Annotated in this window: 37 protein-coding genes; all 37 read left to right on the forward strand. The window is 45.3% G+C overall.

Going from position 1 to position 20,893, the window contains the following annotated elements:
• Window positions 1-92 precede the first annotated feature (92 nt).
• Window positions 93-1,283, forward strand: a complete 1,191-nt coding sequence (gene tuf, locus AB1K91_RS16890; RefSeq protein WP_413091541.1) for an elongation factor Tu — start codon at window positions 93-95, stop codon at window positions 1,281-1,283.
• A 364-nt stretch (window positions 1,284-1,647) separates the two neighbouring features.
• Window positions 1,648-1,956, forward strand: coding sequence for a 30S ribosomal protein S10 (gene rpsJ, locus AB1K91_RS16895; protein WP_038565171.1), 309 nt, complete (start codon window positions 1,648-1,650; stop codon window positions 1,954-1,956).
• Between the two features lie 27 nt (window positions 1,957-1,983).
• A complete protein-coding gene (gene rplC / locus AB1K91_RS16900; protein WP_413091543.1) occupies window positions 1,984-2,613 on the forward strand; it encodes a 50S ribosomal protein L3 in 630 nt (209 codons plus the stop codon).
• Window positions 2,614-2,639: 26 nt separating this feature from the next.
• A complete protein-coding gene (rplD, locus tag AB1K91_RS16905) occupies window positions 2,640-3,263 on the forward strand; it encodes a 50S ribosomal protein L4 (protein ID WP_413091545.1) in 624 nt (207 codons plus the stop codon).
• On the forward strand, window positions 3,263-3,553 hold the full coding sequence (gene rplW, locus AB1K91_RS16910) for a 50S ribosomal protein L23 (RefSeq protein ID WP_093728578.1): 291 nt from the start codon (window positions 3,263-3,265) through the stop codon (window positions 3,551-3,553). Before rplD ends, rplW begins: the two co-directional genes overlap by 1 nt.
• Window positions 3,554-3,581: 28 nt before the next feature.
• Window positions 3,582-4,412 carry a 50S ribosomal protein L2 gene (gene rplB, locus AB1K91_RS16915; RefSeq protein WP_093728577.1) on the forward strand — a complete coding sequence of 277 codons (831 nt, stop codon included), beginning with the start codon at window positions 3,582-3,584 and terminating at the stop codon, window positions 4,410-4,412.
• 57 nt (window positions 4,413-4,469) lie between these two features.
• Window positions 4,470-4,748, forward strand: coding sequence for a 30S ribosomal protein S19 (gene rpsS / locus AB1K91_RS16920; protein ID WP_038565186.1), 279 nt, complete (start codon window positions 4,470-4,472; stop codon window positions 4,746-4,748).
• A gap of 18 nt (window positions 4,749-4,766) precedes the next feature.
• Window positions 4,767-5,108: a 50S ribosomal protein L22 gene (rplV, locus tag AB1K91_RS16925; RefSeq protein WP_093728576.1), complete on the forward strand. Its 342-nt coding sequence runs from the start codon at window positions 4,767-4,769 to the stop codon at window positions 5,106-5,108.
• A gap of 3 nt (window positions 5,109-5,111) precedes the next feature.
• Window positions 5,112-5,753, forward strand: coding sequence for a 30S ribosomal protein S3 (gene rpsC, locus AB1K91_RS16930; protein ID WP_093728575.1), 642 nt, complete (start codon window positions 5,112-5,114; stop codon window positions 5,751-5,753).
• 18 nt (window positions 5,754-5,771) lie between these two features.
• A complete protein-coding gene (gene rplP, locus AB1K91_RS16935) occupies window positions 5,772-6,206 on the forward strand; it encodes a 50S ribosomal protein L16 (RefSeq protein ID WP_093728574.1) in 435 nt (144 codons plus the stop codon).
• On the forward strand, window positions 6,196-6,396 hold the full coding sequence (gene rpmC / locus AB1K91_RS16940; protein ID WP_038565198.1) for a 50S ribosomal protein L29: 201 nt from the start codon (window positions 6,196-6,198) through the stop codon (window positions 6,394-6,396). Before rplP ends, rpmC begins: the two co-directional genes overlap by 11 nt.
• A gap of 22 nt (window positions 6,397-6,418) precedes the next feature.
• Complete coding sequence (gene rpsQ, locus AB1K91_RS16945; RefSeq protein WP_093728573.1) at window positions 6,419-6,682, forward strand: 30S ribosomal protein S17; 264 nt, start codon at window positions 6,419-6,421, stop codon at window positions 6,680-6,682.
• 43 nt (window positions 6,683-6,725) lie between these two features.
• A complete protein-coding gene (rplN, locus tag AB1K91_RS16950; protein ID WP_093728572.1) occupies window positions 6,726-7,094 on the forward strand; it encodes a 50S ribosomal protein L14 in 369 nt (122 codons plus the stop codon).
• A 36-nt stretch (window positions 7,095-7,130) separates the two neighbouring features.
• Window positions 7,131-7,442 carry a 50S ribosomal protein L24 gene (gene rplX / locus AB1K91_RS16955; RefSeq protein WP_093728571.1) on the forward strand — a complete coding sequence of 104 codons (312 nt, stop codon included), beginning with the start codon at window positions 7,131-7,133 and terminating at the stop codon, window positions 7,440-7,442.
• Window positions 7,443-7,467: 25 nt separating this feature from the next.
• The gene (rplE, locus tag AB1K91_RS16960; protein ID WP_093728570.1) at window positions 7,468-8,007 is read left to right on the forward strand and encodes a 50S ribosomal protein L5; all 540 of its coding nucleotides are present in this window, start codon (window positions 7,468-7,470) and stop codon (window positions 8,005-8,007) included.
• A gap of 21 nt (window positions 8,008-8,028) precedes the next feature.
• Window positions 8,029-8,214, forward strand: coding sequence for a 30S ribosomal protein S14 (gene rpsN / locus AB1K91_RS16965; protein WP_077304134.1), 186 nt, complete (start codon window positions 8,029-8,031; stop codon window positions 8,212-8,214).
• A 31-nt stretch (window positions 8,215-8,245) separates the two neighbouring features.
• Window positions 8,246-8,644 (forward strand): 30S ribosomal protein S8, encoded by a 399-nt coding sequence (gene rpsH, locus AB1K91_RS16970; protein WP_038565217.1) that lies wholly within the window; start codon window positions 8,246-8,248, stop codon window positions 8,642-8,644.
• Between the two features lie 29 nt (window positions 8,645-8,673).
• Complete coding sequence (gene rplF / locus AB1K91_RS16975; protein WP_413091551.1) at window positions 8,674-9,210, forward strand: 50S ribosomal protein L6; 537 nt, start codon at window positions 8,674-8,676, stop codon at window positions 9,208-9,210.
• A gap of 32 nt (window positions 9,211-9,242) precedes the next feature.
• A complete protein-coding gene (gene rplR, locus AB1K91_RS16980; protein WP_413091552.1) occupies window positions 9,243-9,605 on the forward strand; it encodes a 50S ribosomal protein L18 in 363 nt (120 codons plus the stop codon).
• A gap of 20 nt (window positions 9,606-9,625) precedes the next feature.
• Window positions 9,626-10,129 carry a 30S ribosomal protein S5 gene (rpsE, locus tag AB1K91_RS16985; RefSeq protein WP_038565226.1) on the forward strand — a complete coding sequence of 168 codons (504 nt, stop codon included), beginning with the start codon at window positions 9,626-9,628 and terminating at the stop codon, window positions 10,127-10,129.
• Between the two features lie 13 nt (window positions 10,130-10,142).
• Window positions 10,143-10,325 carry a 50S ribosomal protein L30 gene (gene rpmD, locus AB1K91_RS16990; protein WP_413091553.1) on the forward strand — a complete coding sequence of 61 codons (183 nt, stop codon included), beginning with the start codon at window positions 10,143-10,145 and terminating at the stop codon, window positions 10,323-10,325.
• Window positions 10,326-10,357: 32 nt separating this feature from the next.
• Window positions 10,358-10,798: a 50S ribosomal protein L15 gene (gene rplO / locus AB1K91_RS16995; protein ID WP_413091555.1), complete on the forward strand. Its 441-nt coding sequence runs from the start codon at window positions 10,358-10,360 to the stop codon at window positions 10,796-10,798.
• A complete protein-coding gene (gene secY, locus AB1K91_RS17000) occupies window positions 10,798-12,087 on the forward strand; it encodes a preprotein translocase subunit SecY (protein ID WP_413091557.1) in 1,290 nt (429 codons plus the stop codon). The genes rplO and secY overlap by 1 nt, the downstream gene beginning before the upstream one ends.
• 39 nt (window positions 12,088-12,126) lie before the next feature.
• On the forward strand, window positions 12,127-12,777 hold the full coding sequence (locus tag AB1K91_RS17005) for an adenylate kinase (RefSeq protein WP_413091559.1): 651 nt from the start codon (window positions 12,127-12,129) through the stop codon (window positions 12,775-12,777).
• Between the two features lie 382 nt (window positions 12,778-13,159).
• Complete coding sequence (locus AB1K91_RS17010; RefSeq protein ID WP_093728562.1) at window positions 13,160-13,468, forward strand: KOW domain-containing RNA-binding protein; 309 nt, start codon at window positions 13,160-13,162, stop codon at window positions 13,466-13,468.
• A gap of 4 nt (window positions 13,469-13,472) precedes the next feature.
• Window positions 13,473-13,691: a translation initiation factor IF-1 gene (gene infA, locus AB1K91_RS17015; protein ID WP_038565240.1), complete on the forward strand. Its 219-nt coding sequence runs from the start codon at window positions 13,473-13,475 to the stop codon at window positions 13,689-13,691.
• 35 nt (window positions 13,692-13,726) lie between these two features.
• Window positions 13,727-13,840 (forward strand): 50S ribosomal protein L36, encoded by a 114-nt coding sequence (rpmJ, locus tag AB1K91_RS17020; RefSeq protein WP_003156543.1) that lies wholly within the window; start codon window positions 13,727-13,729, stop codon window positions 13,838-13,840.
• A gap of 22 nt (window positions 13,841-13,862) precedes the next feature.
• On the forward strand, window positions 13,863-14,228 hold the full coding sequence (rpsM, locus tag AB1K91_RS17025) for a 30S ribosomal protein S13 (RefSeq protein WP_413091562.1): 366 nt from the start codon (window positions 13,863-13,865) through the stop codon (window positions 14,226-14,228).
• Window positions 14,229-14,246: 18 nt separating this feature from the next.
• Window positions 14,247-14,636 carry a 30S ribosomal protein S11 gene (gene rpsK / locus AB1K91_RS17030; RefSeq protein WP_093728560.1) on the forward strand — a complete coding sequence of 130 codons (390 nt, stop codon included), beginning with the start codon at window positions 14,247-14,249 and terminating at the stop codon, window positions 14,634-14,636.
• A 185-nt stretch (window positions 14,637-14,821) separates the two neighbouring features.
• Window positions 14,822-15,766, forward strand: a complete 945-nt coding sequence (locus AB1K91_RS17035; RefSeq protein WP_413091564.1) for a DNA-directed RNA polymerase subunit alpha — start codon at window positions 14,822-14,824, stop codon at window positions 15,764-15,766.
• 47 nt (window positions 15,767-15,813) lie between these two features.
• Window positions 15,814-16,167 carry a 50S ribosomal protein L17 gene (rplQ, locus tag AB1K91_RS17040; RefSeq protein WP_093728558.1) on the forward strand — a complete coding sequence of 118 codons (354 nt, stop codon included), beginning with the start codon at window positions 15,814-15,816 and terminating at the stop codon, window positions 16,165-16,167.
• A gap of 206 nt (window positions 16,168-16,373) precedes the next feature.
• Window positions 16,374-17,207: an energy-coupling factor ABC transporter ATP-binding protein gene (locus AB1K91_RS17045; RefSeq protein ID WP_413091566.1), complete on the forward strand. Its 834-nt coding sequence runs from the start codon at window positions 16,374-16,376 to the stop codon at window positions 17,205-17,207.
• Complete coding sequence (locus tag AB1K91_RS17050) at window positions 17,183-18,046, forward strand: energy-coupling factor ABC transporter ATP-binding protein (protein ID WP_413091567.1); 864 nt, start codon at window positions 17,183-17,185, stop codon at window positions 18,044-18,046. The genes AB1K91_RS17045 and AB1K91_RS17050 overlap by 25 nt, the downstream gene beginning before the upstream one ends.
• Window positions 18,043-18,846 carry an energy-coupling factor transporter transmembrane component T family protein gene (locus AB1K91_RS17055; protein ID WP_413091569.1) on the forward strand — a complete coding sequence of 268 codons (804 nt, stop codon included), beginning with the start codon at window positions 18,043-18,045 and terminating at the stop codon, window positions 18,844-18,846. Before AB1K91_RS17050 ends, AB1K91_RS17055 begins: the two co-directional genes overlap by 4 nt.
• 11 nt (window positions 18,847-18,857) lie before the next feature.
• Entirely contained in the window at window positions 18,858-19,601 is a 744-nt protein-coding gene (gene truA, locus AB1K91_RS17060; protein ID WP_413091570.1) for a tRNA pseudouridine(38-40) synthase TruA, read from the forward strand.
• Between the two features lie 170 nt (window positions 19,602-19,771).
• Entirely contained in the window at window positions 19,772-20,209 is a 438-nt protein-coding gene (rplM, locus tag AB1K91_RS17065) for a 50S ribosomal protein L13 (protein WP_095220661.1), read from the forward strand.
• Between the two features lie 20 nt (window positions 20,210-20,229).
• On the forward strand, window positions 20,230-20,622 hold the full coding sequence (gene rpsI / locus AB1K91_RS17070) for a 30S ribosomal protein S9 (protein ID WP_038565267.1): 393 nt from the start codon (window positions 20,230-20,232) through the stop codon (window positions 20,620-20,622).
• The last annotated feature ends 271 nt before the right edge of the window (window positions 20,623-20,893 follow it).

The following is a 20,893-nucleotide window of genomic DNA, read 5'->3' on the forward strand; positions in this document are numbered from 1 at the left end:
TATTGGAAGCGTGCGTGCGCGTATGCTTCCGAAGTACAAGAAACATACTATCTATTACATGAGATATTTCCATATTTAAGGAGGAATTACTAATGGGTAAAGAAAAATTCGACCGCTCCAAATCCCACGTTAACGTTGGTACAATCGGACACGTTGACCATGGTAAAACAACACTAACTGCAGCTATCACAACTGTACTTCACAAGAAATCCGGTTCTGGTGAAGCGATGGCTTACGATCAAATCGATGGTGCTCCAGAAGAAAGAGAACGTGGTATCACAATCTCTACTGCACACGTTGAGTACGAAACAGAAACTCGCCACTATGCGCACGTTGACTGCCCAGGTCACGCTGACTATGTCAAAAACATGATCACTGGTGCTGCACAGATGGACGGAGCTATCCTAGTAGTATCTGCTGCTGATGGTCCAATGCCACAAACTCGTGAGCACATCCTACTTTCCCGTAACGTAGGTGTACCTGCGATCGTAGTATTCCTTAACAAATGTGACATGGTTGACGACGAAGAGCTTCTTGAGCTTGTTGAAATGGAAGTTCGCGATCTACTAAGCGAATACGACTTCCCTGGTGACGATGTACCAGTTATCAAAGGTTCTGCTCTTAAAGCACTTGAAGGCGACGCTGACTGGGAAGGTAAAATCTTCGAACTTATGGATGCGGTAGATTCATACATCCCAACTCCAGAGCGCGACAAAGAAAAACCATTCATGATGCCAGTTGAGGACGTATTCTCCATCACTGGTCGTGGTACAGTAGCAACTGGCCGTGTTGAGCGCGGTGAAGTTAGAGTCGGTGACGAAATCGACATCATCGGTCTTAACGACGAGCCTAAGAAAACAACTGTTACAGGTGTAGAAATGTTCCGTAAGCTTCTTGACTACGCTGAAGCTGGAGACAACATCGGTGCACTTCTTCGCGGTATCTCCCGTGATGATGTAAACCGTGGTCAAGTACTTGCTAAACCAGGTACAATCACTCCACACACAAAGTTCAAAGCTGAAGTTTACGTTCTTTCTAAAGAAGAAGGTGGACGTCACACTCCATTCTTCACTAACTACCGTCCACAGTTCTACTTCCGTACAACGGACGTAACTGGCGTAGTTAACCTTCCAGAAGGTACTGAAATGGTAATGCCTGGCGATAACACAGAGATGTCTGTTGAGCTTATCTCTCCAATCGCTATCGAAGACGGTACTCGCTTCTCTATCCGTGAGGGTGGCCGTACTGTTGGATCAGGCGTTGTATCTGTTATCGAAGCGTAAGCTGATATAACATTATAGAAAAAACAGACAGCAGACGTGCTGTCTGTTTTTTTATGTATATGAACAGCCAGAGATTGGCAGCACCAGATAAATGTAAAAAATGCTGAAATGACTTGAAAACCTAATGCAGCCTCTGTATAATACATAAAGTGTCATCTTATGGGGGATTGCAGTCTATTAGGCTGTAAACTTAGATAAGACTTGCATTGACCGCGTTTTTTCTATATAATTATAATGTTGGTCATTTAAAGGCGATGATGCGGGAGGTTGTTGGCACACCAGGCCCCTTTGCCATGGCAGGGTGGTCAAGTTAATTTCCGCTGAGAATGTCCTAAATAATAAGGGCGATAAAGGAGGGAAAATAATGGCAAAAGAGAAAATCAGAATCCGTTTGAAAGCATACGATCACAGAATCTTGGATCAGTCTGCAGAGAAAATCGTAGATACAGCGAAACGTTCTGGTGCGAACGTATCAGGTCCGATTCCGCTTCCTACAGAGAAATCTGTATACACAATTCTACGTGCGGTGCACAAATACAAAGACTCTCGTGAGCAGTTCGAAATGCGCACTCACAAACGTCTTATCGATATCGTTAGTCCTACACCGCAAACAGTTGATTCTTTGATGAGACTTGACTTACCGTCCGGTGTGGACATCGAAATTAAACTATAATTTTACACAAAATAGGAGGTGTAACGGATGACGAAAGGAATCTTGGGACGCAAGATCGGCATGACACAGCTATTCACTGAAAGTGGTGAACTTCAAGCTGTAACAGTTATCCAAGCTGAACCAAACGTAATTCTTCAAAAGAAAACTGTCGAAACTGATGGTTACAATGCATTGCAACTAGGATTTGCTGATCAGAAAGCAAACAACTCTAACAAACCCGCAAAGGGCCATGCTGAGAAAGCAAACACAACACCTAAGCGCTACATTCGTGAAATCCGTGACGCTGCTCTTGACGAACACGAAGTTGGGCAAGAGGTTAGCGTAGAGATTTTCGCAGCTGGAGACGTAGTGGATGTAACAGGTACTTCCAAAGGTAAAGGATTCCAAGGTGCGATCAAGCGCCATAACCAATCCCGCGGACCTATGTCACACGGTTCCCGTTACCACAGAAGACCAGGTTCCATGGGTGTAATTGACCCAATGCGCGTTTTCAAAGGTAAAGCACTGCCAGGACAAATGGGCGGAGAGCAAATCACTGTTCAAAACCTTGAGATCGTTAAAGTTGACGCTGAGCGCAACCTTATCCTTGTTAAAGGTAATGTACCTGGTGCGAAAAAATCTTACGTGAAAGTATCAAGTGCCGTTAAAGGTAACTAATTCACAATACGAAGGGAGGATATATCATGCCTAAAGTAGCACTATTCAACCAGAGCGGATCTCAAGTCGGTGAAATCGAATTGAACGATTCCGTTTTCGGTATCGAGCCACACACACATGTATTACACGAAGCAGTACTAATGCAGCGTGCTTCCATGCGTCAAGGTACGCATAAAGTAAAAGGACGTTCAGAAGTACGAGGCGGTGGAAGAAAGCCATGGCGTCAAAAAGGTACTGGCCGCGCACGTCAAGGATCCATCCGTTCACCACAATGGGTTGGCGGTGGAACAGTATTCGGACCGACTCCACGCAGCTACAGCTACAAACTACCTAAAAAAGTTCGTCGTCTAGCGCTTAAATCAGCACTATCTTCTAAAGTACAAGAAGAAAACATCGTAGTATTGGAGAACCTTGCATTTGACGCTCCAAAAACGAAAGATGTTGTCGCTATGCTTAACGCACTGAACGTAGATAGCAAGGTATTGATCGTTACTGCAGATAAAGACGAAACTGTTGCACGTTCTGCAAACAACCTTAAAAACGTTAAAGTGTTGACTCAAAGCGAAGTTAACGTTCTTGACTTGCTTACGCATGATAAGCTGATCTTAACGAAAGAGGCAGCTGAAAAAGCAGGGGAGGTGCTTGCATAATGAGAGAACCACGTGATATTATTAAGCGCCCTGTAATTACGGAACATTCTTCAGACCTTATGGTCGATAAGAAATACACTTTCGAAGTTGACAAACGTGCCAACAAAATTGAAATCAAACAAGCGGTTGAAGTGATCTTCGGTGTTAAAGTGGAACAAGTGAACACTCTTAACCTAAAAGGTAAATTCAAACGTCAAGGTCGTTATGGCGGATACCGCCCAGATCGTAAAAAAGCAGTAGTGACACTTACAGAAGACAGTAAAGAAATCGACTTCTTCGAAGGTGTTTAAGAACTAAAAGAGAAGGAGGGAAACAACGATGGCGATTAAAAAGTATAAACCGACCTCTAACGGACGTCGTAACATGTCTGTATCGGATTTTGCTGAAATCACAACTGACAAGCCTGAGAAATCATTGCTTGCACCGCTTCACAAACGTGGCGGACGTAACAACCAAGGTAGATTGACAGTGCGTCACCAAGGTGGTGGACACAAACGTCAATACCGTATCATCGACTTCAAACGCGACAAAGATGGAATACCAGGACGCGTTGCTACAATCGAGTACGATCCAAACCGTACTGCGAATATCGCTCTAATTCACTATGTAGATGGTGAAAAACGCTACATCCTTGCTCCGAAAGGCTTGGAAGTAGGAATGGAGATCTATTCTGGTGAAGGTGCTGACTTCAAAGTGGGTAACGCTATGGAGCTTGCTACAATCCCAGTTGGTACGATCATCCACAACATCGAGTTGAAACCAGGCCGCGGTGCTCAGCTGGCTCGTTCTGCTGGTGCACAAGCACAAATCCTTGGCCGTGAAGGTAAATATGTTCTTGTAAGACTAACTTCTGGTGAAGTACGTCTAGTACTGGGTACTTGCCGTGCTACAATCGGTCAGGTCGGTAACTTGGAACATGAACTACTCACTGTTGGTAAAGCAGGACGCTCTCGCTGGTTAGGCAAACGCCCTACAGTTCGCGGATCTGTAATGAACCCTAATGATCACCCACACGGTGGTGGTGAAGGACGCGCTCCAATCGGACGTAAATCACCAATGTCTCCATGGGGTAAACCGACACTTGGTTACAAAACACGTAAACGTAACAAGCAGTCCGATAAATTTATCGTACGTAAGCGTAAAAAATAATGTGGTAGCAAGGCGGGGATTTTCACCCGTCTCCATATCGCAAAGGGAGGTTTATGTATGGGTCGCAGCTTGAAAAAAGGACCTTTCGCAGATGACCATTTGCTAAAGAAAGTCGACAAATTGAATGAAGACGACAAAAAACAAGTAATCAGAACTTGGTCTCGTCGTTCCACTATTTTCCCAACATTCGTTGGACACACGATCGCTGTGTACGATGGCCGTAAACACGTACCTGTTTATGTTACTGAAGATATGGTAGGTCATAAACTTGGTGAATTCGCGCCAACTCGCACGTACAGAGGACACGCAGCGGACGACAAGAAAACAAAACGCTAAGAGGGGAGGCAATCCTAAATGCAAGCAAAAGCTATGGCAAAATCAGTTCGCATTGCTCCTCGTAAGGTTCGCTTAGTTGTTGATTTAATTCGAGGAAAAAATGTCGGAGAAGCTATTGCAATCCTGCGTCACACTCAGCGTGGTGCATCATTGGCAGTAGAGAAAGTACTTCGTTCTGCAGTTGCTAACGCAGAGCACAACTATGAAATGGATACGGATAACCTTGTTATCTCTGAAGCATTCGTCAACGAAGGTGCTACATTGAAACGTTTCCGTCCACGTGCACAAGGTCGTGCAAGCCAAATCAACAAACGTACTAGCCACATCACAGTGGTTGTTACAGAAAAGAAGGAGGGTTAAGCAGTGGGTCAAAAAGTAAATCCGACAGGTCTTCGCGTCGGCGTCATCCGTGACTGGGATTCCAAGTGGTACGGTGGCAAAGATTACGCCGATTTGCTACACGAAGATATTAGAATCCGTGATTATTTAGAACAACGTTTGAAAGATGCTGCGCTTTCCAAAGTGGAAATCGAACGTGCTGCTAACCGTGTAAATATCTCTATTCATACTGGTAAACCTGGTATGGTAATCGGTAAAGGCGGTTCCGAAGTCGAAGCACTTCGTAAAGCATTGAACAGCCTTACTGGCAAACGTGTTCACATCAACATCGTAGAAGTGAAACGTGTCGATCTTGATGCTAAATTGGTAGCAGACAACATCGCTCGTCAACTTGAAAACCGTATCTCATTCCGTCGTGCTCAGAAACAAACATTGCAACGTGCAATCCGTGCTGGTGCCAAAGGTATCCGTACACAAGTTTCCGGTCGACTAGGCGGAGCAGATATCGCTCGTGCAGAATCTTACAGCGAAGGAACAGTTCCACTTCATACTCTACGTGCTGACATCGACTATGGCACAGCTGAAGCTGATACAACTTATGGTAAGCTTGGCGTTAAAGTATGGATCTACCGTGGCGAAGTCCTTCCAACTAAAAACAACCGATAAGGAAGGGGGAAAAGCATTATGTTAATGCCTAAACGCGTAAAATATCGTAGACAACATCGTGGTAAATTGAATGGCCGTGCCAAAGGCGGTACAGAAGTCGCATTTGGTGAATGGGGTCTTCAAGCTCTTGATCCAGCTTGGATCACTAGCCGTCAAATCGAATCTGCCCGTATCGCTATGACTCGTTACATGAAACGTGGCGGTAAAGTATGGATCAAAATCTTCCCGGATAAGCCATACACGAAAAAACCTCTAGAAGTCCGAATGGGTTCCGGTAAAGGTTCTCCTGAAGGCTGGGTAGCTGTAACGAAACCTGGTAAGATCATGTTCGAAATCGCTGGAGTATCTGAAGAGGTGGCTCGCGAAGCATTGCGTCTTGCTTCTCACAAACTGCCAGTAAGAACAAAGATCGTAAAACGTGAAGAAATTGGTGGTGAAATCAATGAAGGCTAATGAAATCAAAGAACTGACCACTGCCGAAATTGAACAAAAAGTTAAGTCTCTTAAAGAAGAACTTTTCAACCTGCGCTTCCAATTAGCTACAGGACAACTTGAGAATACTGCACGTATTCGCACAGTCCGCAAGACAATTGCTCGCATGAAGACAGTTGTTCGTGAAAGAGAATTAAGCGTAAATAACTAAATTCCGAGAGGAGGTTCGCGACATGAGTGAACGTAACAATCGTAAAGTCTACGTTGGACGTGTTGTATCCGATAAAATGGATAAAACAATCACTGTTCTTGTTGAAACCTACAAAACTCACAAGCTGTACGGCAAGCGTGTTAAGTACTCTAAAAAGTTCAAAGCACATGATGAGAACGGCACAGCAAAAACTGGTGACTTGGTTCGTATCATGGAGACTCGTCCATTGTCTGCAACGAAACGTTTCCGTTTGGTTGAAGTAGTAGAAGAAGCAGTAATTATCTAATTAAAGATCGCTCGGAAGGATTCCGAAGGGAGGTAACACTCGTATGATTCAACAAGAGACTCGTTTGAAAGTCGCTGATAACTCTGGTGCTCGTGAAGTCCTAACTATTAAAGTTCTAGGCGGATCTGGCCGTAAAACAGCTAACATTGGTGACGTGATCGTTTGTACGGTGAAACAAGCAACACCTGGTGGCGTTGTCAAAAAAGGTGAAGTTGTTAAAGCGGTAATCGTACGTACGAAAAGCGGTGTTCGTCGTAAAGATGGTTCTTACATCAAATTCGATGAGAATGCAGCTGTTATCATAAGAGATGACAAGAGCCCAAGAGGTACTCGTATCTTCGGACCAGTTGCACGTGAATTGCGTGACGCTAAGTTCATGAAGATCGTATCCCTTGCTCCTGAAGTATTGTAATACAACTCAATGCCTTGTTAAGGAGGTGCAGTACACATGCATGTAAAAAAAGGTGACAAAGTTAAAGTAATCACTGGTAAAGATCGTGGTAAAGAAGGTACCATCCTTGAAGCTTATCCGAAGAAAGACCGTGTTCTTGTCGAAGGTGTAAACATCGTCAAAAAACACGCGAAACCTTCCCAGGATAACCCGCAAGGCGGAATCCTTGAAATCGAAGCAGCCATTCACGTTTCTAACGTAATGCTGATCGATCCTAAAACTGGAGAGCCGACTCGCGTAGGCTACGAAGTGAAAGACGGCAAAAAAGTCCGTATCGCTAAGAAATCCGGTCAAGCTATCGATAAATAATTTCTTCTGAAAGGAGGGCTACTCGATGAATGAATTGAAACAAAGATACCAAGGTGAAATTTCTCCATCCCTAATGGAAAAATTCAGCTATAAATCTGTTATGCAAGTACCAAAGATCGAAAAGATCGTTGTAAATATGGGTGTCGGTGACGCCGTTCAAAACTCAAAAGCACTTGATTCTGCAGTGGAGGAATTGGCTTTGCTTGCTGGTCAGCAGCCAATCATCACGAAAGCGAAGAAATCCATCGCCGGTTTCCGTCTTCGTGAAGGTATGCCAATCGGAGCGAAAGTTACATTGCGCGGTGAGCGTATGTACGAATTCCTTCAAAAGCTAATCGCAGTTTCCCTTCCACGTGTACGTGACTTCCGTGGGATCTCAAACAAAGCGTTTGACGGGCGTGGAAACTATACGCTAGGTGTTAAAGAACAGCTAATCTTCCCAGAAATCAATTACGATAAAGTAAGCAAAGTACGTGGAATGGACATCGTTATCGTAACTACAGCCAACACTGACGAAGAAGCTCGTGAGCTACTTACTCAGCTAGGCATGCCTTTCCAAAAATAAAGGTAAAAAGGAGGGAATATTGTGGCTAAAAAATCTATGATCGCGAAACAACAGCGCCCACAGAAATTCAAAGTACAAGAGTACACTCGCTGCGAACGTTGCGGACGTCCACACTCTGTACTACGTAAATTCAAGCTATGCCGTATTTGTTTCCGTGAACTAGCCTATAAAGGTCAAATTCCTGGCGTTAAAAAAGCAAGCTGGTAATCCCCTAAATCAGGGAAGGAGGTAATGATTAATGGTTATGACAGATCCTATCGCAGATATGCTAACTCGTATTCGTAATGCAAATACTGTTCGTCATGAAAAACTGGAGCTTCCTGCTTCTAAGTTGAAAAAGGATGTTGCTGATATCCTTAAACGTGAAGGCTTTATTCGTGATTACGAATTCGTAGAAGATGACAAACAAGGTGTACTACGCATCTTTTTGAAATACGGTAAAAACGACGAGCGTGTTATCACTGGTATCAAACGTATCAGTAAACCTGGTCTTCGTGTTTACGCGAAATCCACTGAAATCCCACGTGTCCTTAACGGACTTGGTATTGCAGTAGTATCAACTTCCAAAGGCGTATTGTCTGATAAAGAAGCACGTGAGCAAGCTGTCGGCGGCGAAGTGCTAGCATACGTTTGGTAATTCCCAACAATTAGTAAGGAGGTGCACATATGTCCCGCGTAGGTAAAAAGATTCTTGAAATCCCTGCTGGTGTTGAAATCAAGAACGATAACAACACGTTGACTGTTAAAGGTCCTAAAGGGGAATTGACTCGTACATTCCACCAAGATATGGTGATTAAAATCGAAGAGAACGTTCTAACTGTTGAACGCCCATCTGACAGCAAAGAACACCGTGCTCTTCACGGTACTACTCGTGCCGTTATCGGAAACATGGTACAAGGCGTACACACTGGTTTTGAGAAAGCTCTTGAAATCATTGGTGTAGGTTACCGTGCCACAAAACAAGGCAACAAAGTCGTGATCAACGCTGGTTACTCTCATCCAGTCGAAGTTGAAAACCGTGATGGAATTGAAATCGATGTTCCTGCCAACACTCGTGTAGTTGTTAAAGGTATCGATAAGGAAGCAGTTGGCGCAGTAGCTGCTAACATCCGTGCAATCCGTCCTCCAGAGCCTTACAAAGGTAAAGGAATCCGTTACGAAGGTGAATTCGTACGTCGTAAAGAAGGTAAAACAGCGAAATAAGGTTTTTGTTAAACCAGAAAGGAGTGACCTGAATGATTACAAAACCTGCAAAAAACGAATCGCGTAAGAGAAGACATAACCGTGTTCGTAAAAGCATTTCAGGAACATCTGAGCGTCCACGTTTGAACGTATACCGTTCCAACAAACACATCTACGCACAGTTGATCGATGATACAACAGGTAAAACACTTGCAAGTGCTTCTACTAAGGATGCTAGCCTTAACTTGGAAGCTACTAGCAACGTGGAGGCAGCTCAAAAGGTCGGAGAAGCAGTTGCTAACCGTGCGAAAGAAGCTGGCGTAACAACAATCGTATTTGACCGTGGAGGCTACCTTTACCACGGACGTGTTAAAGCATTGGCTGATGCAGCTCGTGAAGCTGGTCTTAAATTCTAATCCAAAAGGAGGGACACAACTTGCGTACAACAATTGACCCGAACAAACTTGATCTTGAAGAACGCGTAGTAACGGTTAACCGTGTTGCTAAAGTAGTAAAAGGTGGTCGTCGTTTCCGCTTCGCTGCTCTTGTAGTAGTAGGTGACAAAAACGGCCATGTAGGTTTCGGTACTGGTAAAGCACAAGAAGTACCAGAAGCGATCCGTAAAGCTATTGAAGACGCGAAGAAAAATCTAATCACTATACCTATCGTCGGTACAACTATTCCACATGAAATCATCGGTGAATTCGGCGCGGGCAACATCTTGATGAAGCCAGCTGCGGAAGGTACTGGAGTTATCGCCGGTGGACCTGTACGTGCGGTACTTGAGCTTGGTGGCATCGGAGACATCCTTTCCAAATCACTAGGTTCCAACACACCAATCAATATGGTTCGTGCTACTCTAAACGGACTTAGCAGATTGAAACGTGCAGAAGAAGTTGCGAAACTTCGTGGAAAGTCTGTAGAAGAACTGTTAGGATAAGGAGGGAAAGCACATGGCTAACAAATTAGAAATCACCCTCACGCGCAGTACGATCGGAAGACTTGAAAAACAGCGTAAAACTGTCGCTGCTCTAGGTCTTAAAAAGATCCGTCAAACAGTTGTATTGGAAGACAATCCAACTGTTCGCGGCATGATCAACAGAGTTTCTCATCTAGTATCAGTCAAAGAAGTATAATGATTTTAATGTAAATAAGAGGAGGTGCCAGTATGAAACTTCATGAATTGAAGTCAGCAGAAGGAACACGTAAAACTCGCAATCGTGTAGGTCGCGGTATGTCTTCTGGTAACGGTAAAACATCCGGCCGTGGACATAAAGGACAAAAAGCACGTTCTGGCGGCGGTGTACGTCCAGGTTTCGAAGGTGGCCAAATGCCACTATTCCAACGTCTTCCTAAACGTGGATTCACTAACATCCATCGTACTGAGTACTCAATTGTCAACCTTGAAACCCTTAACCGTTTTGAAGAGGGTACAGAGGTAACTCCAGAGCTTCTACTTGAAAGCGGAGTTGTAAGCAAATTGAGAGCCGGTATCAAAGTTCTTGGAAACGGGAAACTTGAAAAGAAACTTACTGTTAAAGCTCACAAGTTCTCATCTTCTGCTAAAGAAGCTATCGAGGCAGCGGGCGGTCAAACAGAGGTGATCTAATGTTTCGTACAATCTCCAATTTTATGCGTGTAAAAGATATACGAAATAAAATCATCTTCACATTGCTTATGCTGATCATCTTCAGGATCGGTACGTTCATTCCGGTTCCGTTCACCGATCGTTCCGCGATCGATTTCATGAACCAGCAGAACGTCTTCGGCTTCCTGAATACGTTTGGCGGCGGTGCATTGCAGAATTTCTCCATCTTAGCAATGGGTATCATGCCGTACATCACTGCCTCGATCATCATGCAGCTTCTGCAAATGGATGTCGTACCGACATTCAGTGAGTGGAAAAAGCAAGGGGAGATGGGTCGTCGTAAGTTGGCACAGGTGACTCGTTATGCCACCATCGTGCTAGCGTTAATACAGGCGGTCGGTATGTCCATCGGCTTCAACCAGTTGTCCGGCGGCATGCTGATATCCGATCCAAGTTTCTACAAATTCGCTGTCATAACTCTTGTTTTGACTGCGGGAACAGCATTCTTGATGTGGTTAGGAGAACAGATCACAGCTCATGGTGTAGGTAATGGTATTTCCATTATCATCTTCGCCGGAATCGCTGCTGCTATCCCGAATGGTTTGAACCAGCTTTGGGAACAGTATTTCAGCAATCCAGGGGATGATCTATTCCTGAATGTCGTGATCGTTGCAATCATCGCTATTGTGATCATTGCCGTAATTGTTGGTGTGATTTATATCACGCAGGCACTTCGTAAAATTCCAATCCAGTATTCGAAGCGTACTTCCAATCGTGCACAAGTAGGCGGCCAGTCCACCCACTTACCGATTAAAGTGAACGCTGCTGGAGTAATCCCTGTAATTTTCGCAGTTTCCTTTATTTATGCACCGCGTACCATCGCGAGCTTCTTTGAAGGAAATGTAGCAACTACGATCGAGAACGTATTCGATTATACGCAACCAATTGGGATGGTCATCTATGTAGTCCTGATTCTTGCATTTAGTTATTTCTATACATTTGTTCAGGTCAATCCGGAACAAATGGCAGAGAACTTAAACAAGCAAGGTGGCTACATCCCGGGTATACGCCCAGGGAAAAGCACGGAAACGTACCTCACCAGTGTGATGTATCGTTTAACCTTCGTTGGGTCTCTCTTCTTGGCTGCTGTAGCTGTATTGCCTATCATCTTGGGCTCTATTGCCAACTTGCCGACTTCTGTCCAAATCGGAGGAACGAGCCTGCTGATCGTGGTAGGGGTAGCGTTACAGACGATGAAGCAGTTAGAAAGCCAGTTAGTGAAGCGGCATTACAAAGGCTTCATGAAATAGAGAACAGTCTACAAACAGACGAGAGCGAGGGGAATTTCGTTGAACTTGATTCTTATGGGTCTGCCGGGTGCCGGTAAAGGGACTCAGGCAGATAAGATTGTTGATAAATATAGCATCCCTCATATCTCAACAGGAGATATGTTCCGAGCTGCAATAAAAGAAGGAACGGAGCTTGGCCGTGAAGCGAAAGCTTACATGGACCAGGGGAAACTAGTTCCGGATGAAGTAACAATTGGTATAGTCCGAGACCGTTTGGGCAAGGATGACACCAATAACGGATTTTTACTTGACGGTTTTCCTCGTACGCTTGCTCAGGCCCAGGCGCTTGACGCATTGCTGGACGAATTGAATGCTAATGTAGATTACGTCTTACATGTAGAGGTTCCGCAGGAGAAATTGGTGGAGCGTTTATCTGGCAGATGGGTTTGTCCGACATGCGGCACTACGTATCATACTGTCTTCAATCCTCCGAAAGAAGAAGGGGTTTGTGACAAGGATGGTACTGCGCTGATCCAGCGAGACGACGATAAGCCGGAAACGGTGAAAAAACGTTTGGAAGTCAATATCGAGCAGCAAAAACCGATATTGGACTTCTACAACGATAAGGGCTATCTTGTAACAGTGAACGGTGACCAAGCAATCGATCAGGTCTTCCACGACATCGATCAGCGCTTGAAAAATCTTCGCTGATACAGGTGTGCAAACTATACTCTTTTGTACGGATGGAATCGCTCTTTGGGCTTGAGTTAGCGTAAGGATGCATTCTGTCCCTTGATAGAGTATAATAGACCTCGTGGTAGAGTTGAAACGATCTGCGATATGCGATTCGTTCAAGCTTCCATCATCGGAACCGAGCCTTACTGATATCCTGACGCTAATTGACAAGGCTGAATATGAACAATCATGAAACAAATTGTGATTCAATTTGTGGACTTAATATAGATTCCCTAACATGCAGCTTTTCTAACCTGGACTTCCAGGCAGAAAAGTGGTAGAATATGCTCTTTGTTTACAGCATATAATGCTAACTTACGCACAGCTTCGAAATAAGCTATGATGAAGGTGATCATGTTTGAGCGAAACGGATGCAAGTCCACGGATCGGTCAGGTTGTTCGTATCGTACATGGGCGAGAAGCAGGCCAGCTTGCGATTGTCATTCGAATAATTGACAGTCGTTTTGTGTTGCTTGCCGACGGGGAGAAACGCAGGTTTGATTCACCGAAGCGCAAGGCTTTGCGCCATGTGGATCTGCTGCCTTATGTATCACCGGAAGTCCGCCGCAGCCTTCTAGAAGCTGGTCGCGTAACCAATGGTAAACTGCGATTTGCGATATCTACTTATGTCAATCATACCGTGAAGAGATTTGAAGAAGGGAGATAGACCGATGGCGAAAGATGATGCAATTGAAGTAGAAGGAACTGTCACCGATACATTGCCGAATGCGCAATTCAAGGTGGAGTTAGAGAATGGCCACACCGTTTTAGCACATGTTTCCGGTAAAATTCGTATGCACTTCATTCGAATTCTTCCTGGAGATAAAGTAACGGTAGAGCTTTCCCCTTACGACTTGACTAAAGGACGTATTACGTACCGTTATAAATAATTTGACTAGCTCCGATACTAAAGGAGGAATAGATGATGAAGGTAAGACCATCTGTAAAGCCTATTTGCGAAAAATGCAAAGTCATTCGTCGTAAAGGCAAAGTAATGGTAATCTGTGAAAATCCTAAGCATAAGCAAAAACAAGGATAATACAAGGAGGTGCACGTAGCTAATGGCACGTATAGCAGGTATTGATATTCCACGTGACAAACGCGTAGTTATTTCCCTAACATACATCTATGGTATTGGAAAAACTACAGCGAAAAACGTACTAAAAGAAGCTGGTGTTTCTGAAGATACACGCGTTCGTGATCTTACAGAAGACGAACTATCCAGAATCCGTCAGGCAATCGACGGCTACACTACTGAAGGTGATCTTCGCCGTGAAGTATCCCTTAACATCAAACGTTTGATTGAGATCGGTTCTTATCGTGGTCTTCGCCACCGTCGCGGATTGCCGGTTCGTGGTCAGAAAACGAAGAACAACTCTCGTACTCGTAAAGGCCCACGCCGCACAATCGCTAACAAGAAAAAATAAGCAAGGAGGTAAATGAACATGGCTCGTAAACAACAAACTCGTAAACGTCGTGTGAAAAAGAATATCGAAACTGGTATTGCTCACATCCGTTCTACTTTCAACAACACAATCGTTACGATTACTGATGTACAAGGTAACGTAATCAGCTGGAGCAGCTCAGGTTCCCTTGGTTTCAAAGGTTCCCGTAAATCTACTCCATTCGCTGCACAAATGGCTGCTGAAGCTGCTGCTAAAGGTTCTGTCGAAAACGGCATGAAGTCTTTGGAAGTAACAGTTAAAGGCCCTGGTGCTGGTCGTGAAGCTGCGATTCGTTCCCTTCAAGCTGCAGGTCTTGAAGTGACAGCGATCCGTGACGTCACTCCAGTTCCACATAACGGTTGCCGTCCACCAAAACGTCGTCGCGTATAAGTTTTTCCTGCTTGCTGTATAGAATTTGTATCCGTGTCTATAATGGGTTATGATAGCTTAAAAGCGATCAGGTCATACAGTAAGACCGTATCGTCAAGATGCAGAAACGGGAACCGCAATATGGGGAATTTCGGTTAGGAGCGATTCTAACCGGGGTTTCGACGTTTTAAAGGAGGGCTTTATAAATGATCGAAATTGAAAAACCAAAGATTGAAACGGTTGAGATCAGCGATGATGCTACATTTGGAAAGTTCGTTGTAGAACCGCTTGAACGTGGATATGGTACTACACTAGGAAACTCCTTGCGTCGTATCCTATTATCCTCACTTCCTGGCGCTGCTGTAACATCCATTCAAATTGATGGCGTGCTCCATGAATTCTCTACGATTGAAGGCGTAGTAGAAGACGTGACATCCATCATTTTGAACTTGAAGAAACTGGCTCTCAAAATCTACTCCGATGAAGAAAAAACGTTGGAGATCGATGTACAAGGTGAAGGGAAAGTAACCGCTGCTGACATCACATTCGATAGTGATGTGGAAGTGTTGAATCCGGATCTTCATATTGCGACATTGGGCAAAAATGCTCATTTCCATATGAAGCTAACGGCTGAACGCGGCCGTGGCTACCGTCCAGCTGATCAGAATAAACATGAAGATCAGCCGATTGGTGTCATTCCGATCGATTCCATCTTTACGCCAGTTTCAAAAGTGACGTATCAAGTGGAGAACACGCGCGTTGGCCAACTGGCTAACTTCGATAAACTGACGTTGGACGTCTACACTGACGGCAGTATCCGACCTGAAGAGGCAGTTTCTCTTGGTGCGAAGATCTACACGGAGCATTTGAATATCTTCGTGGGTCTAACAGATGAAGCACAGAATGCCGAAATCATGGTTGAAAAAGAAGAAGACCAAAAAGAAAAAGTTCTTGAGATGACTATCGAGGAATTGGACTTGTCTGTCCGTTCTTACAACTGTCTGAAACGTGCTGGTATCAACACGGTACAAGAGCTTGCTAATAAATCCGAAGAAGACATGATGAAAGTGCGTAACCTAGGACGTAAATCATTAGAAGAAGTTAAAAAGAAACTAATCGATTTAGGACTTGGTCTTCGTAAAGAAGACTGATCCCGTCTAACGGAGCATTTTTACACCAGGAAAGGGAGGGATAACCTATGGCTAGAAAGTTAGGACGTACTACTGATGCTCGTATGGCGCTTTTGCGCAACCTTGCAACTGATCTTATCGTTCACGAAAGATTGGAAACAACGGAGGCGAAAGCGAAGGAGCTTCGTTCTGTAGTAGAAAAAATGATCACTCTTGGCAAACGTGGAGATCTTCACGCTCGTCGTCAAGCTGCAGCTTTCCTTTACGGTACTAAAGCAGACGAGAACCAAGACGCAGTACAAAAACTATTCAGCGATATTGCCGGACGTTATGAAGAACGTCAAGGAGGTTACACACGCGTGTTGAAACTTGGACAGCGTCGTGGTGACGGTGCGGCTATGGCAATCATTGAATTAGTATAAGGCAATACAAGGGCAGGAAAATCTCTACCACGAGGTGTATTCCGGCCCTTTTTTCTTTTACAGACGAAGCAAGCGCCGTTAACGAGCGCTTGCTTTTCTTTTTTGTCTGATTTCTTTATACTAGCTATAGAAATGACAGGAACGGACAGACACGTTTAAGTATTTCCCCGGAAATAGTCGGGTAATGACGAAGGAGCACGAAATGCATGTACGCGATTGAATTCAAGAATGTTTCTTTCCGCTACGAAGAGGAGCAGCCCTATGTACTACGCAATGTCAGTTTCCAGGTGAAAGCAGGGGAATGGCTGGCGATCATCGGACATAATGGTTCAGGCAAGTCAACGATTGCCAAGCTGATGAATGGGCTGTTATTTCCGACTGAAGGGGAAATTCTCATCAATGGAATACCGCTGAAAGAAGAGAGTATTTGGGAGATAAGGCGCCAGGTAGGTATGGTATTCCAGAACCCTGATAATCAGTTCGTCGGTACGACTGTGCGGGATGACGTAGCTTTCGGTTTGGAAAATCGTGGCGTGCCTCGTTCGGAGATGATGGATCGAATCACTTCTTCACTGGAACAAGTGCGGATGCAGGATTATTTACTGCACGAGCCATATCGTTTATCAGGCGGCCAAAAACAGCGGGTGGCCATTGCCGGTGTATTGGCTATTTCTCCAAGCGTCATCATACTGGATGAAGCCACTGCGATGCTCGATCCTCTTGGGAGGAAAGAAATACTTGATACTGTTCACCGTGTTCAAGCAGCGCAGCAGCTTGGTTTGATTACGATCACCCATGACTTGAATGAAGTGATGCAGGCGCATCGTGTACTGGTGATGAACGATGGGGAAATATGGACGACTACTGTACCAAGGGAATTAGTGAAAAGGCAGACAGAATTACAGCAGATTGGCTTGGATGTGCCGTTTGTCACACAGCTTGCCCATGCTTTGGAGAGACAGGGCATCAGCCTGGCTGAGGAGCCGATTGATCACGAGGAGTTGTTGGATGCACTATGGACATTACATTTGAACAAGTAGATTACACGTATCAGGCAAACTCCCCGTTTGAGCACAAGGCACTGAAAGATTTATCCTTCCATCTGCCCGGGGGGAGCTTCACCGCTATCGTCGGGCATACCGGCAGCGGCAAATCCACCCTGCTGCAGCACTTGAACGGACTCGTCAGACCTACTAGCGGAAGCGTACGGATTGGCGGGCATACACTGGAGCCGAATAAGAAGCCCAAGCAAGCCAAAGAGCTCCGCAAACAAGTCGGCATCGTATTCCAATATCCGGAGCATCAGCTATTCGAGGAGACGGTGGAGAAGGACATCGCCTTCGGACCGCGTAACTTCGGAGTACCGGAAAAAGAGATTCAGAAGCGGGTAGAAGAAAGTGCAGAAGCGGTAGGTTTGGATTTATCCTTGCTAAGCAGATCCCCTTTCGAGCTGAGCGGTGGTCAGATGCGTCGCGTGGCCATTGCAGGTGTGCTTGCAGTTCGGCCGCGTGTTCTCGTCCTGGACGAGCCTACAGCAGGACTGGATCCACGTGGGCAGCGGGAGATCATGGACATGTTCCATCGGCTTCATAAGGAACAGCAGCTGACGACGATATTGGTGACGCACAGTATGGAGGATGCGCTCTCCTACGCTGATCATATGCTGGTACTCGATAAAGGGGAAAAGTATATGGAAGGACCTCCTGTCGAAGTATTCCAGCAGCGGCAGGCTCTTCAACAAGTACAGCTTGATGTGCCGGAGATATTTCAATTCCTTCAGAAAGCATCCGAGCGCTTTGGTGAAACGGTCGTTTATGAAGGCGAGGATACCGACAGGCTTGCGAAGCAGCTGGCGGATTTGGCAGGTGAGAGAGAATGAACAATCTATTGATTGTCGGTCAATATGTTCCAACAAACAGCATTGTTCACCGAATGGATCCACGGATCAAGATGCTGATCATCTTCTTTTACGTCATTTTCATCTTCTTTGCCAATAACGTCATTAGTTATGCGCTTTTCACAGTATTTGCGGTCGGGGGTACGCTCTTGACGAAGGTGCCATGGCGTTTCATTGCCAAAGGATTGACACCGGTATGGTTCCTGATCGTCTTTACTTTTATCTTGCACTTATTTGTCACAAAGGAAGGCACTGTATTAGTGAATATATTCGGGCTGCCGATCTATAGCGGAGCACTGGAGCAAGGAGCTGTCATCTCGCTGCGATTCTTTTTGCTTATCCTTTTGACATCGCTGCTTACGCTGACGACAACACCGATTGAGATTACCGACGGAGTCGAGTCCTTGCTTGGACCATTGCGTCGATTCAAGTTCCCCGTACATGAATTGGCACTGATGATGTCCATTTCCTTACGTTTCATCCCGACTTTGCTTCAGGAAACCGAAAAGATATCCAATGCGCAAGCCTCCAGAGGCGTGGACTTCCGCACAGGCCCATTCAGGGAGCGTATACGGGCCGTTATCCCGCTGCTGGTGCCTTTGTTCGTCAGTGCGTTTAAGCGGGCAGAGGAGCTTGCTATGGCGATGGAGGCAAGAGGCTATCGCGGAGGGGAAGGACGGACGAAGCTACGGGAACTGCGCGTGATGAAGCGGGATATTGCGGCACTGATCCTTTTCATTGTGGTGGTTGCTGCAGCCTTGATCACGAGAGATTATAGTTAGGAGTTACAAAGATGACGCAACGAATGAAGGCGACAGTCAGCTATGATGGCACGCATTTTTCCGGCTTCCAGGTCCAGGAAAAAAACCGTACGGTGCAGGGTGAGCTGGAGAAGGCACTTATGAAAATCCATAAAGGGCAGCCAATCAGGATCCAAGCATCAGGCCGTACAGACGCAGGTGTGCATGCCAGGGGGCAGGTCATCCATTTCGATACTGAGCTGCGGATGGGAGATTACAATTGGCGCAAGGCACTCAATACCTTGCTGCCGGATGATGTGAGGATTACAGATATAATGGAAGCGGAGGAAGGCTTCCATGCCCGTTATACCGCAAAGAGGAAGCAGTATAAATACTTTGTGCACAATGCTCCCGAACAGGATGTGTTCAAGCGTCATTATGTACATCATGTGCCATATCACCTTGAGCTTGCCAGGATGCAGCAGGCAATCAAAGCAATTGAAGGGACACATGATTTCAGTGCTTTTTGCTCCGCCAGGACAGGTGTCAAAGGGGATAAAATCCGTACCATCTATGAAGCAGTATGTGAAAAGCAGGAAGATATGCTTGTCTTTACTTTTACGGGCAGCGGTTTCCTCTATAATATGGTGCGAATTTTAGCAGGTACATTGATCGACATCGGAAACGGGCGCAAAGAGGCGGAAGACATGGCTAAAATACTAGAGTCGAAGGACCGGCAGCTGGCGAGTAAAACCGCTGCCGCGAGCGGCCTGTGCCTGTGGAAAGTGGACTACTGAAAACTTTTTGGTAAAACAACGCATTCGGGTGTTACATGCCCTTGACATGTGGGTCTGTGATGATATACTATGGTTTATGGCATTTTATTTCTATACCACGATTAGCCCCGGAAGACTAATTGTGTAGAATAATAAATGAACGATTCAATCGAAAAAATGGAGGAACTGACATGCGTACAACATTCATGGCGAACGAAAGCAATATCGAACGCAAATGGCTTGTTGTGGATGCAGAAGGCCAAACGCTTGGTCGTCTTGCAAGTGAAGTTGCTGCTATCCTGCGCGGTAAGCACAAACCAACTTACACTCCACATGCCGACACTGGTGACAACGTAATCATCATCAACGCTGAGAAAATCGAACTTACTGGTAACAAACTTGCTGACAAGATCTACTACCGTCACTCTAACCACCCAGGTGGTTTGAAACAGCGTACAGCTGACGAAATGCGTACAAAATACCCTGAGCAAATGCTAGAGCTTGCTATCAAAGGCATGCTTCCAAAGGGACCACTTGCACGTAAAATGATCAAAAAGCTTCACGTATACCGTGGCGCTGAGCACAAACACCAAGCACAACAACCAGAAGCATACACACTTCGCGGATAATAAAAAGGAGGTAAACGATAGTGGCACAAGTACAATACTACGGCACCGGTCGCCGTAAAAGCTCTACTGCCCGTGTACGTCTAGTACCAGGCACAGGTCAAGTAACAGTAAACAACCGTAGTGCGGAAGATTACTTCCCATACGAAACACTTCGTACAATCATCAACCAACCGCTAGTTGCAACAGAAACTGCTGGCAACTACGACGTTCTTGTAACTGTACAGGGTGGTGGATTCACAGGACAAGCAGGTGCAATCCGTCACGGTATCTCCCGTGCGCTTCTTGAAGCGGACCCAGAATACCGCGGAACACTTAAAAAAGCTGGCTTCCTAACTCGTGACGCACGTATGAAAGAGCGTAAGAAATACGGTCTTAAAGGTGCACGTCGCGCTCCACAGTTCTCAAAACGTTAATCAATTTATTATTGCATCAACGTTTGCAAGAGATCTTTGGTTCAAGTTGGTTCAAAATATCAACTGGATAGAGAACTCAACAGATTTAAAGCATCAGCATCTTGCTGGTGCTTTTTTTCTGGCATTAATTCCAGATAGTAGTTCTGTGTGGTCTGAAGATCTATGTGTCCTAGTCGTTTTGAGACATAGGCAATATCTCTCAAGCAAATGATGCATGCGTATCCTTAAACGTGAAATGTTGTTTTTAAATCCGTTGATTGCTTAAAGCCCC

Source organism: Terribacillus jepli, from assembly GCF_047228925.1.
GTDB lineage: Bacteria > Bacillota > Bacilli > Bacillales > Amphibacillaceae > Terribacillus.